Origin of the sequence: Acinetobacter sp. 3657 (assembly GCF_031456775.1) — a bacterium.
Lineage (GTDB): Bacteria > Pseudomonadota > Gammaproteobacteria > Pseudomonadales > Moraxellaceae > Acinetobacter.
Map to the genome: position 1 here is coordinate 24,476 of NZ_JAVDVH010000018.1, position 13,388 is coordinate 37,863.

General features: G+C 40.7%; 13 protein-coding genes and 1 pseudogene. 6 read left to right on the plus strand and 8 right to left on the minus strand.

Features of this window, described 5'->3' with window-relative positions; genetic code table 11:
• Positions 1–324 precede the first annotated feature (324 nt).
• A complete protein-coding gene (locus J2Y37_RS14655) occupies positions 325–1,278 on the plus strand; it encodes a TerC family protein (protein ID WP_349033287.1) in 954 nt (317 codons plus the stop codon).
• A 48-nt stretch (positions 1,279–1,326) separates the two neighbouring features.
• Here J2Y37_RS14655 and J2Y37_RS14660 read toward each other — a convergent pair whose 3' ends face one another.
• Positions 1,327–1,926: a nucleotidyltransferase family protein gene (locus J2Y37_RS14660; RefSeq protein ID WP_349033288.1), complete on the minus strand. Its 600-nt coding sequence runs from the start codon at positions 1,924–1,926 to the stop codon at positions 1,327–1,329.
• A 181-nt stretch (positions 1,927–2,107) separates the two neighbouring features.
• Between J2Y37_RS14660 and guaD the strand changes: the two genes are divergently transcribed.
• From guaD to J2Y37_RS14675, 3 genes are all read left to right on the plus strand, one after another.
• Positions 2,108–3,424 carry a guanine deaminase gene (gene guaD / locus J2Y37_RS14665; RefSeq protein ID WP_349033289.1) on the plus strand — a complete coding sequence of 439 codons (1,317 nt, stop codon included), beginning with the start codon at positions 2,108–2,110 and terminating at the stop codon, positions 3,422–3,424.
• A gap of 222 nt (positions 3,425–3,646) precedes the next feature.
• Positions 3,647–4,174: a hypoxanthine phosphoribosyltransferase gene (gene hpt / locus J2Y37_RS14670; RefSeq protein ID WP_004672228.1), complete on the plus strand. Its 528-nt coding sequence runs from the start codon at positions 3,647–3,649 to the stop codon at positions 4,172–4,174.
• A gap of 167 nt (positions 4,175–4,341) precedes the next feature.
• The gene (locus J2Y37_RS14675; protein WP_004672229.1) at positions 4,342–4,593 is read left to right on the plus strand and encodes a GlsB/YeaQ/YmgE family stress response membrane protein; all 252 of its coding nucleotides are present in this window, start codon (positions 4,342–4,344) and stop codon (positions 4,591–4,593) included.
• 54 nt (positions 4,594–4,647) lie between these two features.
• On the opposite strand, the gene J2Y37_RS14680 is transcribed toward J2Y37_RS14675, so the two are convergent.
• On the minus strand, positions 4,648–5,346 hold the full coding sequence (locus tag J2Y37_RS14680; RefSeq protein WP_349033290.1) for a DsbC family protein: 699 nt from the start codon (positions 5,344–5,346) through the stop codon (positions 4,648–4,650).
• A 188-nt stretch (positions 5,347–5,534) separates the two neighbouring features.
• Positions 5,535–6,386, minus strand: a complete 852-nt coding sequence (locus tag J2Y37_RS14685) for a helix-turn-helix domain-containing protein (protein ID WP_349033291.1) — start codon at positions 6,384–6,386, stop codon at positions 5,535–5,537.
• A gap of 174 nt (positions 6,387–6,560) precedes the next feature.
• Here J2Y37_RS14685 and J2Y37_RS14690 point away from each other — a divergent pair, with 174 nt between their 5' ends.
• Complete coding sequence (locus J2Y37_RS14690) at positions 6,561–7,121, plus strand: GNAT family N-acetyltransferase (protein WP_004672232.1); 561 nt, start codon at positions 6,561–6,563, stop codon at positions 7,119–7,121.
• Between the two features lie 83 nt (positions 7,122–7,204).
• Here the strand turns inward: J2Y37_RS14690 and mnmE are convergent, their stop codons facing one another.
• The 5 genes and pseudogenes from mnmE to rpmH all read right to left on the minus strand — a co-directional run bounded on the left by mnmE (position 7,205) and on the right by rpmH (position 11,299).
• Positions 7,205–8,560, minus strand: a complete 1,356-nt coding sequence (gene mnmE / locus J2Y37_RS14695; RefSeq protein ID WP_349033292.1) for a tRNA uridine-5-carboxymethylaminomethyl(34) synthesis GTPase MnmE — start codon at positions 8,558–8,560, stop codon at positions 7,205–7,207.
• Between the two features lie 88 nt (positions 8,561–8,648).
• Positions 8,649–10,406, minus strand: a complete 1,758-nt coding sequence (yidC, locus tag J2Y37_RS14700) for a membrane protein insertase YidC (RefSeq protein ID WP_004672253.1) — start codon at positions 10,404–10,406, stop codon at positions 8,649–8,651.
• A 119-nt stretch (positions 10,407–10,525) separates the two neighbouring features.
• Positions 10,526–10,732, minus strand: a pseudogene (gene yidD / locus J2Y37_RS14705) (membrane protein insertion efficiency factor YidD); the annotation flags it as partial.
• 9 nt (positions 10,733–10,741) lie between these two features.
• The gene (rnpA, locus tag J2Y37_RS14710; protein WP_004672256.1) at positions 10,742–11,137 is read right to left on the minus strand and encodes a ribonuclease P protein component; all 396 of its coding nucleotides are present in this window, start codon (positions 11,135–11,137) and stop codon (positions 10,742–10,744) included.
• A 27-nt stretch (positions 11,138–11,164) separates the two neighbouring features.
• The gene (gene rpmH, locus J2Y37_RS14715) at positions 11,165–11,299 is read right to left on the minus strand and encodes a 50S ribosomal protein L34 (RefSeq protein ID WP_000831329.1); all 135 of its coding nucleotides are present in this window, start codon (positions 11,297–11,299) and stop codon (positions 11,165–11,167) included.
• 668 nt (positions 11,300–11,967) lie between these two features.
• Here rpmH and dnaA point away from each other — a divergent pair.
• A complete protein-coding gene (gene dnaA, locus J2Y37_RS14720; RefSeq protein ID WP_004672259.1) occupies positions 11,968–13,368 on the plus strand; it encodes a chromosomal replication initiator protein DnaA in 1,401 nt (466 codons plus the stop codon).
• The last annotated feature ends 20 nt before the right edge of the window (positions 13,369–13,388 follow it).

Here is a 13,388-nt window from a genome sequence, read left to right on the forward strand (position 1 = left end):
ATATCGGCGATTCGAGCCTTGCACACAATCATTTGCGGTACATCTAAAAATATGTAATGCTACGCGCAGATTTGGATGTCACCATCCATACGAAATTCGTTTGACAAGGGGAGTAGCCTCCTTCAAACCGAAGCACTGAAATTAAAATGCTTCGGTGTCAGAGTTCCGTCATTACACTTTGCAAAAAGTCGGACTCTGAGCATCATCCCCAAGGATGATGTAGGCAAGACCTTGATCATGTTGAAACAGATGTTTTTTTTAATTCATCTGGCAACTGGTCAAGGTTTTTTTATGCCGCTTCCATTTGCCAGATCAGGAGTGGTAATGGAATCTATCGGCAACTTATGGTTGTATCTTGTATTCTTTGGCATCGTCACTGTGATGCTATTGATCGATTTTTTAGGCTTTAAACAGAAACAAAACCAAGACGTGCCGATTCGGCAAGCCGCTTATTGGAGTGTGGCGTGGGTTACTGCGGCCATCCTATTTGGTGGAGGTCTATGGCTGTATTTACAGCAAACCATCGGGACAAATATCGCCAATCAAAAAACCATGGAGTACTTCGCAGGTTATCTGCTTGAGAAATCATTGGCGATTGATAATGTCTTCGTTTGGTTGATGATTTTTGCCGCGTTCGCCATCCCACCAGCCTTACAACGCAAAATTTTGCTCTATGGTGTGCTCGGTGCGATTGTGCTGAGAACGATCTTCATTTTCATCGGTGCTTGGTTCGTTCAAGAGTTCTCTTGGGTACTGTATATTTTCGGCGCATTCCTTGTGTATACAGGCTTTAAATTCCTGAAAGGACAAGAGCAAGAAAGCAATATTGAAGACAATATTTTACTCAAATGGTTACGCAAACACCTCCGGATCACCCCTCAACTTGAAGGTAACAAATTCTTTGTTCGTCAAAACGGACTTTTGTGGGCGACGCCGTTATTTTTGGTGTTGGTATTGGTAGAAGCGTCCGATGTTATTTTTGCGGTGGATTCGATTCCTGCAATATTCGCCGTGACCACTGACCCATTTATTGTCCTCACAGCAAACTTAATGGCGATTTTAGGCTTACGTGCGATGTTCTTTTTACTGGCAGGTGCTGCAACGAAATTACATTATTTACCTTATGGCTTGGGCATTATCTTGTTGTTCATTGGGACAAAAATGCTGTTGCTGGATGTGTTCCACATGCCGATTTGGATCTCACTCGGTTTTATCATCATAGTATTAAGTATTACGGCGTATTTATCGTTACGTCACAATAAGCGTCAAGCGCAATAATACGCTGAACATGAAAAAAGGGACTTCAATCAAGTCCCTTTTTTCCATTTAAGCATCATGTGTTTCCATTGGATCAACCCATTTTAATTTAGGCCATTGTTGCAACCATTTTTTAGACTCAACACGATTTTTGAAGGTGGTATAGCTGACCAGTGCAGGATTCCAACAGAGTCGTAATTCAAATAAATCTTGTAAACCAAATGGTGCAATCAGCTCCAGCTCTCCAGATGAGTTCAAACGAAGCGCGATAGCGGTTGCCGTTTCAGGCCATAACGATAAAGCATGTTCGATGGATGCTAAGGGCTGAATTTGTTCGCCACGTTCCTTGCGATACCATGTATGCACCAAAGCTTGATTCACCACATCCCATTGCTGCTGAGGGAATAAGTCTTCTAATTTTTGTTTTAATCGCTGATGTACATCGTTATTGCGTTCCTGCCCATCATAATAAATCACGTCAATTTCGCTATCTTTTAAATCAAAAGTCTGACCATGCAAAAATGCCCAAACTGTATTGCGAATCACACCTGCACTTAAATATGCACGTGGTTCGATCCGTGCAAGTTGTTTTAACATTGCATAGAGTTCGGGGGTATTTAGGATCAAATCGAAAAGAATTTTTCGATGGTGTATTTGATACAGTGTCATTGTTGTTTAAATCCTTAAATTATCCAAACAGCTTCCCCATATTCACCCAAAAGTAGAGTGAATTGACTCAAAAGATTACTCACATTTATACACTTTTTAGCCGCTTAATTTAGGCGAATATTCCAGTAACTTGGGCAAAATCAGGTACAATCAACCGAAAAAAGTAAAACTGTAGGTTGTTATGACGTTGGCTACTCAGATCACGGTTGTTCGTGGTCGCTTCTTAGATATTCAAAAAACCGTTTCCCAAGCAGCAGAAATCGCCGATCAAGTGCGTTATATCGAAGATGGCGTACTCATCACCGAAAATGGCAAAATTCGCTGGTTTGGCGCTTGGAATGAAGCCCAAGACCACCTTCCTACAAACGTTGACATTCAGCATTATCCTGAGCAATTGATCATTCCGGGGATGATTGACACCCACATCCATTTTCCACAAACAGAAATGGTCGGTGCATACGGCGAACAACTCCTCAGTTGGTTAAATACCTATACTTTCCCAACCGAAATCCAATTTAAAGACCCTGCTTATGCGCAAGAAATTGCCGCATTCTTTGTCAATGAACTGCTCAAAAACGGTACTACCACCGCATTGGTGTTCTGTACCGTCCATCCTGAATCAGTTGATGCCTTATTTGAAGCCGCACAACAGCACCAGATGCGTTTAATTGCAGGTAAGGTAATGATGGACCGTCATGCACCTGAAGCCCTTTGTGATACAGCAGAGAGCGCCTATGACGATTCTAAAGCACTGATTCAGAAGTGGCATGGTCAGGGTCGTGCCTTGTATGCGATCACTCCGCGTTTTGCGCCCACCTCTACACCAGAACAATTAGAAAAAGCAGGACAACTTAAAGCAGAGTTTCCTGATGTCTATGTGCATACGCATTTAAGTGAAAATAAAGATGAGATTGCATGGGTCAAAGATTTATTCCCAGCGCAAAATGGCTATCTCGATGTCTATCATCATTATGGTCTAACAGGTCAGCGTTCGGTATTCGCGCATTGTGTTCACTTAGAAGATACAGAATGGCAATGCATGCATGACACAGACTCCGCAATTGCTTTCTGCCCAACCTCAAACCTGTTTTTAGGCAGCGGATTATTTCCATTGAAAAAAACATGGGATCAACAAGTCAAAGTTGGTTTAGGCACTGATGTCGGGGCGGGGACTTCATTTAGCTTATTGCAAACGGTCAATGAAGCCTACAAAGTACAACAGTTACAAGGCGACAAACTCTCCGCTTTTGAATCGCTATATCATGCCACTTTGGGTGGAGCAAAAGCACTCGATTTGGATGATAAATTAGGGAACTTCAATGTCGGCAAAGAAGCGGATTTTGTGGTGCTAAATCTGCAAGCAACCGCTTTACAACAACTGCGTCAGTCACGGTCAAAATCCATTGATGACAGCTTATTTGCACTGTTTACCATGGGCGATGACCGCAATATTGAGGCCACTTATATCTATGGACAAAAAGCCTATAGCCAAAACTAAAGCCTCAAACAAACGAAAACTTGGTTTGATATTGTTGGCGATTGGAACTGCAATCTTGCTGAAACGAGATAGCACTTCTCGGCAAAATGGCAGATATTCATCATCAAAAGATGCATGAAAGCTGATTTTGTTTTAAAATTCTCCCATTCGCTCAAATTTTCGAGGTGTTGCAGGTCAACACCTTTTTTATTTTCCCATATTTAATGTTTTAGGAATCTGCCGATGACCATTGCAATGCGCATTATGATTTCAAGTGAAGAGATTCAAGCCAAAGTGAAAGAGCTTGGCGAAAAAATCAATGCACACTATGCTCAAAGTGATAAAGAACTGGTATTAATTGGTTTACTGCGCGGTTCAGTCATCTTCATGGCAGACTTATGCCGTGCTATAGAAAAACCCCACGAACTCGATTTCATGACTGTTTCTAGCTATGGCGGTGGTACAACCTCTAGCCGTGATGTCAAAATCCTAAAGGACTTGGATGGCGAAATTCACGGTAAAGATGTATTGGTGGTTGAAGATATTATTGACTCAGGTAATACCCTCAACAAAGTGATGCAAATGCTGCAAACGCGTAAACCAAATTCAATTGAACTGTGTACCCTAGTGAGCAAACCATCACGCCGTGAGATTGATTTAGACGTAAAATTCTTAGGTTTTGAAGTCGAAGATCGCTTTATTGTCGGTTATGGTCTCGATTTCGATCAGAAATATCGTCATTTGCCTTTTATTGGTGAGATTGGTCTTTAAACGATAAGTTAAGGCGCTATTAAGCGCCTTTTTTATAACTATATTCATCAGAGACCGCTAAATCTTGCACAAAAATACGACATAAATAAGCAATCTACTACAGACAGCACGCGCTTGATCTAGCAGGATAAAAAAATAAATCGCTTTATGAAACAAGGAGAAAAACAATGTGGACGCTGATTGTTGCAATTGTCGTAGGTTTTTTTGCAGGTCTAATCGCCAGAGCCCTACATCCAGGGGATGATAAAGCAGGTTTTATCGTCACCACTTTACTCGGTATTGCGGGTTCTTTATTGGCGACCTATGGGGGGCGATTACTCGGTTTATACGGGGAAAATTCAGCAGCAGGATTTATTGCATCCGTGATCGGTGCAGTGATTATTTTATTTGTTTATAACCTCGCCACCAAGAAAAGTTAAAATCGTTGGATCACGCCCAATTCATCCAAAATAATGAATTGGGCGTATTATTTTTTATAGTCCTAATTCCTTCCAAATCATTTGAATATCTTCAGCACTACGTCCACCGACCATTTTCAAACCATTTGAGAAGATTAAAGTTGGTGTACCACTCACACCCAACTTACGTCCTAACTCTAGATTTCGCTCTATCGGATTGGCACAGGTTTTGGCTTTAGGTTGAACATTCTTTTGCAGTAAATTTTTCCATGCGTACGATGGATTTGCATCACACCAAACTTGCTTAGAAACAGCGATAGATTGCGGTTTTAAAGCATAGATAAAGGTATAAATCGTCACATCATTGAGCTTGTCTAATTCAGCTTCTAATTGCTTGCAGTACGGACAGTTTGGGTCTGAAAAAATAGCGAGCTGACGTTTGCCATTGCCTTTGACCGTTTTGATCGCATCCTGTAAGGGAAGTTGTTTCCAATCAATTGAATTTTGCTTTAATACTAAATCCTTGGTGAGATTTTTCTGATCTTTTAAGCGCACCATTGATCCAATAAACATATGCTCTGCATTGTCATCGAGATATATGATTTGATTATCCAGACTTGCACTGTATAAACCTGCCATTTCAGTGCTTTGAATATTGGTCACTTGGATATTGGGATAGTTTTTATTTAAATTACTTTTGAGCGTTTCCACATTGGCTAAACTCAGAGCAGAAACACAGCTCAATAATGAGAATATCCCAATTTTTTTTAACATGACTGATACTCGAATCAAAAATCAGCAGCTATTGTAATCCGTCTCTCATAGCTAAACAGCTCGACTTACTGAGTCGCAACCAAAATCAAACCAATTCTCGCGATGTTTCACGTGGAACATCTGCTTCAAAGTGGTATTCAAGTTTTATTACATTTTATTTTCTGTCCTTCTGAATCTTTGGTACAACATCATATTCCTTGCTGCTTACGGTATTGACTCAGGGATAAACCTGTTTGACACTTAAAAAAGCGATTTAAATAAGATGGATCAACAAAATTCATCTCACTAGCAATACTTTCAATACTATTGTTAGTCGTGCTGAGTAGAACCTTTATCTCTAAAATTACCTGACGATAAATTAAATCTTTAGGTGAATCATTAAATACAGCCTTGCAGATTTGTGAAAGATAAAATGGCGTAATTGCTAACTGTCCTGCATAGTAACTGACACTACGATGTTGCTTACTCTGATGTTGTAGTAATTTCCAAAACCGCCAACAAAGCTGCTCCTGACGGCTAAACTGCTGTGCTTTGCGTTGTAAAGCAGTAGGCATGTCGGCTGTAATTTTTAGAAAAAAGTTCTGCAAGTGATTTTTTAGCATCAACATACGGTAAGCATGAGCTTCCTGATTAATCAAGTTACATTGCTTTAGCCACAGACTTAACCAGACATGATGGTCTTGATCGAGACGTAAACGTGGTACATCATTTAAAAATGAAAATAACTGATGAGGTAACTGGAAAGCAATATCAGCAGCCAAACTACGATCAATAAAACAGTATGTGACCTCAAACTGTCTCGACTTTTTTAGGACTAATGCAAAGGAATCATCAGATAACACCAAAACATCATCTATCTTCACAGTATAAGTTTGCATATTGATATTGATCAGTGCGCTACCTTTATGACAAATCAAAATCACCAAATAACTTAAAGGCAATGGATAACCAAGGCTTTCCTGAAAATCACTTTTTCCTATGACGATCGGCGCATGATCGTGCATCATCTGCTGTAGGATCGTCTCTATATTACTTTCCATATTGACGGATTATCTCTTATTTAGCTGCTAAAAATATAATTTTGTTTTCATAATTACCGAACATACCAAGTTTTTGCTCTCACTCCAATGTAAAACCAAAACCTAAAATATCCCCCACCACAGGGTAGTGATCCATATTTGATTGGATCATCATTTTATTGAGAATATTGACCTATGTCACAAACATTAACTACGGAACGTCTTGTTCTACGCGCTTGGCAACTAACGGACTCTGAAGACTTATATTTATACGCTAAAGACCCACGTGTCGGCCCCATCGCTGGTTGGCCAGTACACCAAAATATGGAAGAGAGTGCTGAAATCATCAAAAATGTATTTCAGCAAGACCACGTCTTTGCTATTGAACTTAAGGAAACTAAACAAGTTGTTGGTTGCATCGGTTTATTAATCGGCGAGAACAGTAATTTTGACTTATCTGATCAAGAAGGTGAGCTCGCTTATTGGATTGGAGTACCCCATTGGGGTAAGGGATTTATACCAGAAGCTATCCATGAAGTTATGCGTTACGCTTTTCAAGATATTCACTTAACTCAACTTTGGTGTGGCTACTTTGATGGCAATATACAATCTAAAATCGCCCAGGAAAAATGTGGTTTTCGCTATGACCACAGCACTGACCTACAGTATATCGAGCTCGTTGATGAACACCGTATTGAACACTTGAGCCGTATCGATCAAGCCACATGGCAAGTCCAATTCGCTACGCAGACCTAATAGCGTCCTGAGCTTTATCATTAGCGTCTTGAGTCTTATCTCAATTGATTAGACTCAAGTCCGATAAATCTGATGCGAAGGTATCACTTCCCAATACAGAATGAACCAAAGATCTTACCCAATAAATCATCGGCACTAAAATCACCGGTGATTTCACCGAGGGCATTTTGAGCTAATCGTAACGACTCAGCCACCAACTCACCCGCATTAAACACCACCAGTTGCTCACGGGCTTCAGCCAAATAACGCTGAGTACGCTTCATTGCATCTAAATGGCGTGTTCGAGCAATAAAGGTATCTTCTTCTGGCTGGAAGCCTGCATGCGCTGTGATCGCATCTATGAGCGCCTGAACGCCCATTTCTTGCTTGGCAGAAACACAGATATGGCGGAAACCTTGATAATCGCTTAATTCAGCACGTTGCCCCGTTAAGTCGCACTTGTTGCCGATCAAAAGTAATCGTTTCGGTTCAAGATGGTCAGCAAAATATTCACGCGCCAATTGCAACGGTTCATCACCTTGATTTAAGTCATACACCAACAGCAATAAATCCGCTTGCTCAATCTCTTTGATGGCACGACGAATGCCTTCTTGTTCCACAATATCACCTGTTTCACGTAAACCAGCGGTATCGGTCAAGGTCATCGGTAAACCATTCAAACTGATCTTTTCATGCAACACATCACGGGTTGTTCCTGCAATATCAGTCACAATGGCACGCTCATGCCCCGCCAATGCATTCAACAGACTCGATTTACCTGCATTCGGTTTACCAGCGATCACCACCTGTAAACCTTCACGTAACAGCTGCCCTTGACGCGCAGATTGCTGAACTGCATGAACAGAACTTTGCACATCATCCAATAACGCTAAAATTTTACCATCCGCCAAGAAATCAATTTCTTCTTCAGGGAAATCAATTGCAGCTTCAACATGCAACCGTAAGTGAATGAGTTTTTCTAAAACGGTATTAATTTTGGTTGAAAATGCACCCTGTAATGATCGTACTGCTGAACGTGCTGCCGCTTGAGACGTGGCATCAATCAAATCAGCAATCGCTTCAGCTTGAACCAAATCCATTTTGCCATTTTCAAAGGCGCGCATAGAAAACTCACCGGCTTTGGCTGCAATTGCACCTAAATCAAGTAAGCGTGCCAGCAATGCATTTTGAATCACAGGACCACCATGTCCTTGGATTTCAACCACATCCTCCCCTGTAAAAGAATGCGGATTTGGAAAACACAAGATAATGCCTTCATCCATCACTGAACCATCCGCATCATAAAACTTGCGAAAGCCAGCCATACGTGCAGCAGGTAATGTTTTTTGTGTAAGTTGTTCGGCAATCACATAGGCTTTCGGTCCAGACAGACGAATCACCCCCACACCACCACGACCTAAAGGTGTAGCGATCGCAGTAATTGTGGTTTGATGTTGCATATTATTCACCTAACAACCCTAATATTCAGCCAAAAAAATCCGCTTAAGATTACCATCTTAAGCGGATTTATTCAGTAAAAGTTCAAGATTAAGAGGTTGTCTCAACCTTGTTAAGACGATCTTTCTCTACGCTTTTATTGATAAATGACTGTTGTAGGATCGTAATACTGTTGTTGACGATCCAGTACAGCACTAAACCTGCAGGGAAGAACAACATGAAGACCGTAAACATGATTGGCATGATACGGAATACTTTAGCCTGCATTGGATCAGTCGGTTGTGGGTTTAACATTTGCTGCACGTACATGGTAACCCCCATGATCAACGGCAAAATAAACCAAGGATCCATCGCAGATAAATCTTGAATCCAAGCCAACCATGGCGCATGACGGAGTTCAACTGATTCCATCAAGACCCAATACAAAGCTAAGAAAATTGGCATTTGCAGCAATAACGGCAAACATCCAGACAATGGATTGACTTGCTCGCGCTTATACAACGCCATCATTTCTTGCGAAAAACGCATACGATCTTCGCCAAACTCTTCTTTCATGCGTTGCATTTCAGGTGCAATCACACGCATTTTCGCCATAGAGCGATAACTTTTCGAAGAAAGTGGCCATAAAATCAATTTCACCAAGATCGTCAATAAGATAATTGACCAACCCCAGTTACCTACGATGTTATGGAAGAACTGTAAGCCTAAGAACAATAATTTAGCAATTGGCCATAACCAACCATAGTCCACTGTTTGATTTAAACCAACAGCAAGATCTTTCAACTCAGATTGGATTTTTGGGCCAGAATAAAATTTAGCATCCACTTCCATTGATGTACCTGCAGGTACATTAATCACTGGAGAAGTGAAACCAATAATATTCATCTTATCAGCAGACTGACGTGATTCTAGCTTAGCAACATAAGGTTGACCATCTGCTTGAGTCAGCTTTAAATGACCTGGAATCCAAGCACTGACAAAATAGTGTTGCACCATCGCAACCCAAGCATCTTTCGCATCAAGACTCAATTTCTCATCAGAGAAATTAGCAAACTTTAACTTATTATAATTTGCTTCAGGTGTACCCCATGCGCCACCCAAGAAAGTCCCTAAAGTGAAAATCCCTTGGTCAGATTTGCCTGGATCATCAGAATTATCACGCTTTAATTGACCAAACATCTGACCTTGCCAGTTTTGCTGACTGCGGTTGATGACTTGGTGTTTAACCGTAATCGGATACTCACCTTGGCTAAAAGTGAAGGTCTTAATCACTTCAACGCCTTCAGGCGTTTTAAAGACCAATGGAACCGTCAAGACTTGACTAGTTGCTCCGTCTTTGGTCGCCACACTTTTCGCATCTGCCAAGGTATAAGTTGTTTTTTCAACATCATACATTGGACGACCGCTACGGCTACTGTCCGGTCCGTTTAAACCAATTAAACCAGATTGAGCGACGTAAGTACGGTTCGCATCATTTTCAAGCATCACAAACGGCTGATCACCGTTTTTGCTTTGATCGTGGCTTAATAGCTCAATACGAACAATATCGCCACCTTTAGGATTGATCCAAAGATGGTAAAGGTCGGTCTGTACTGAAATCAGTTGCTGACTCACAGAAGGACTTTCTGTGGCTTGTGATGCAGTCACATTTGCTTGTGGCAAGTCTGAAGCCGCGGTTGCATTTTGAGCATTTGGCAAATCTGCAGATACTTCATGCGTGGTGACAACAGCCGCTTGTTGTTGCGGTGCTGTTGCAGCATGACCATAATCTTTTTGCCAAGCCAAAATAAGCAAATATGCGGTAACAAACATGGCTCCAAGAATTGCAAATCTGGCCCATTGTTGCATATCTAATATCCCAAATGATTAGAGAAATTTTGCTTAAATAAACGATCACGAAAGGGTACAGCAACGTGATGCATTTGAGAATCTATTTGATGAAACGAAATGAAACGAAGTGCTTTGCGTGGCACGGGATCATAACCTGAACCACCCCAAGGATGACAACGGCAAACGCGCTTGGTCGATAGCCATACACCTTTTACAGCACCATGGGTCTGTAAAGCTTCAATTGCATATTGAGAGCAAGTTGGAATATAGCGGCAACGCGGCCCCAATAATGGACTAATTGCGATTTGGTAGCATCTTATCAACCAATGCAGTAAACGTACCATTGGAGATCTCTAATTTTGGAGAGGTGTTACAACGACTTTGGAATGCTTTTTAGCTAAACGCTGTAATTTTTGCCAAGCTAAATCTAATTGTTGATGTAATTCTTGATTTGAAATTGCTTCTATACCTACTTTAGGCATCACGACAATATCGATATCAGCATTAAATTGAGCTTGATGTAAACGAAAGCTCTCCCGAGCAAGGCGTTTTATTCTATTTCGCTCATGTGCGCGACGTACCTTTTTTTTAGCAACGACAATACCCAAACGGCTATTCGGCTGTTCGGTTAATTTTGCTAAAAAAAGGAAATGGGGCTGATGCACTTTAAAAAGCGCACCATCAAACACACTTTTATAATCTGCAGCACAACGAATACGGAATTCAGTGCTAAAACTGTAAAGTGACATCACCCAAATCTGGTCAGCTTAACAGTATTAAACAGTTAAGCTATGACGACCTTTTGCACGACGACGAGCTAAAACTTGACGACCAGCTTTAGTTGCCATACGAGCACGGAAACCATGAACACGCTTGCGCTTTAATTCAGATGGTTGGAAAGTACGTTTCATATTGAAACTCCCAAAATTGATCTTTCTGTAAGGTCCGCGATTTTATGGGGCAAAGGGTCCGCTGTCAATCAAAAAGCTAAAACTTTACATATTGTTTTTATTGTTTGGCATAAAGCGAACAATTCTAATTTTATACAAAAACATCGAAAACAAAAAACATACACAAGCTATCTATTTAAATTATATCAGTATTGCGTTATATTCACAGCTTATCGACAAGCTTATACACACTTCAATTGCTGTTTTAAATTTAAACCTTGGATTTTGAATTTAAATTTCGATATGCTCAGTTATCCACATTTGCAGTGATCCTTATAAGTAAATTCAAATTTTAAAATTTAAGTTTATTATTATTAGTAAGGCTTTTTTCTGTGGAAAGTCGAGTATTTCTTAAGACAAACATAAAGTTACTCTGTGGATAACCATGTTTCTATTGATTTTATACATTGTGGATAACTTTAGACTTAAAACTATCCACAGGATGTGCTAAAAGTTATGCACAATCGGTTTAAATTTGAATTTAATTCACGAATGCTTTTTTTTTCAGCGAAACTCGCCTGAATGTGCCTGACAGATGTGGATAACTTGGTTAGAATGGCGACCCCTTTGAAAAGTGAAGGGGCGGTTTTTGTTTTTTTAAATTTAAAATGGATATATAGGGGATGCACATGCTCTGGACGGACTGCTTAACTCGCTTGCGACAAGAGCTATCTGATAACGTCTTTGCGATGTGGATTCGTCCCTTGGTTGCTGAAGAAGTTGATGATGTAATGCGTTTATATGCGCCGAACCCTTATTGGACGCGTTATATTCAAGACAATCATTTAGAGCTGATTTCAATACTGGCAGAACAATTGTCTGAAGGGCGGATACGTCAGGTCGAGATTTTAGTTGATTCGCGTCCAGGGACCATTTTGTCTTCGAGTGAACAACGTGAACAACCTGCCACCACGACAGCCGCGTTAAGCAGCCAACCCACACCTATTAAAATCAAAAAAGAATCTGATTTAGCCCAACCGAGTCAAAACCCAACCAAAATAGCGAAGAAAAGACAATTAAATCCGTTGTTTAGCTTCTCACTATTTGTTGAGGGGCGCTCTAACCAGATGGCGGCAGAAACCTGTCGTAAAGTACTCACGCAATTAGGTGCTTCACAGCACAATCCTCTATTTTTATATGGTCCTACGGGTTTGGGTAAAACGCATTTGATGCAAGCCGTTGGCAACGCATTATTGCAAGCAAAACCCAATGCACGTGTCATGTACATGACCTCTGAAAGTTTTGTACAAGACTTTGTGAGTTCTTTGCAAAAAGGCAAAGTTGAAGAATTTAAGAAAAATTGTCGTTCTTTAGATTTATTGTTGGTCGATGATATTCATTTATTGGCGGGTAAAGAAGCGAGTTTGGTTGAATTCTTCTATACCTTCAATGCCTTGCTCGATGAGTCTAAGCAAATTATTTTGACTTCTGATCGCTATCCAAAAGAGTTAACCGAATTGGATCCACGTTTGGTTTCTCGTTTTTCTTGGGGATTATCGGTTGGTGTCGAGCCGCCTGATATTGAAACGCGTATCGAAATTTTACTGAAAAAAGCTGAAAATAGTGGTGTTGATTTACCAAGAAACTGTGCTTTGTTTATTGCTCAACAAGTTGTTGCCAACGTGCGTGAGCTGGAAGGTGCATTGAATAAAGTGGTGGCAATTTCACGTTTTAAAGGTACCGTCATTGATTTAGATGTGGTGCGTGAATCTTTAAAAGATGTGTTGGCAATTCGAGCACGGACCATTAGTGTCGAAAATATCCAACGCGTCGTGAGTGAATATTTCCGTATTCCATTAAAAGAATTGGTTGGACCAAAACGGACGCGTATTTATGCGCGCCCTCGTCAGTTGGCGATGGGCTTAGCGCGCGAACTGACAGGCGATAGCTTTCCTGAAATTGGAATGGCTTTCGGTGGTCGTGATCATAGTACGGTGATGCATGCCTGTGAAAAAGTGAATAGCCTACGTCAAGAAGATCCAATTTTTAATGAAGACTATAAAAACTTAATGCGTCTATTACAAAGTTAATCGCGGGTTTAATGACAATA

Coding starts and splice junctions, on each gene's coding strand:
- rnpA (WP_004672256.1), bottom strand. CDS start 11,137: ATGTCACTTTACAGTTTTAGCACTGAATTCCGTATTCGTTGTGCTGCA.
- yidC (WP_004672253.1), bottom strand. CDS start 10,406: ATGCAACAATGGGCCAGATTTGCAATTCTTGGAGCCATGTTTGTTACC.
- mnmE (WP_349033292.1), bottom strand. CDS start 8,560: ATGCAACATCAAACCACAATTACTGCGATCGCTACACCTTTAGGTCGT.
- J2Y37_RS14655 (WP_349033287.1), top strand. CDS start 325: ATGGAATCTATCGGCAACTTATGGTTGTATCTTGTATTCTTTGGCATC.
- J2Y37_RS14690 (WP_004672232.1), top strand. CDS start 6,561: ATGTCACAAACATTAACTACGGAACGTCTTGTTCTACGCGCTTGGCAA.
- dnaA (WP_004672259.1), top strand. CDS start 11,968: ATGCTCTGGACGGACTGCTTAACTCGCTTGCGACAAGAGCTATCTGAT.
- J2Y37_RS14660 (WP_349033288.1), bottom strand. CDS start 1,926: ATGACACTGTATCAAATACACCATCGAAAAATTCTTTTCGATTTGATC.
- guaD (WP_349033289.1), top strand. CDS start 2,108: ATGACGTTGGCTACTCAGATCACGGTTGTTCGTGGTCGCTTCTTAGAT.
- rpmH (WP_000831329.1), bottom strand. CDS start 11,299: ATGAAACGTACTTTCCAACCATCTGAATTAAAGCGCAAGCGTGTTCAT.
- J2Y37_RS14685 (WP_349033291.1), bottom strand. CDS start 6,386: ATGGAAAGTAATATAGAGACGATCCTACAGCAGATGATGCACGATCAT.
- J2Y37_RS14680 (WP_349033290.1), bottom strand. CDS start 5,346: ATGTTAAAAAAAATTGGGATATTCTCATTATTGAGCTGTGTTTCTGCT.
- J2Y37_RS14675 (WP_004672229.1), top strand. CDS start 4,342: ATGTGGACGCTGATTGTTGCAATTGTCGTAGGTTTTTTTGCAGGTCTA.
- hpt (WP_004672228.1), top strand. CDS start 3,647: ATGACCATTGCAATGCGCATTATGATTTCAAGTGAAGAGATTCAAGCC.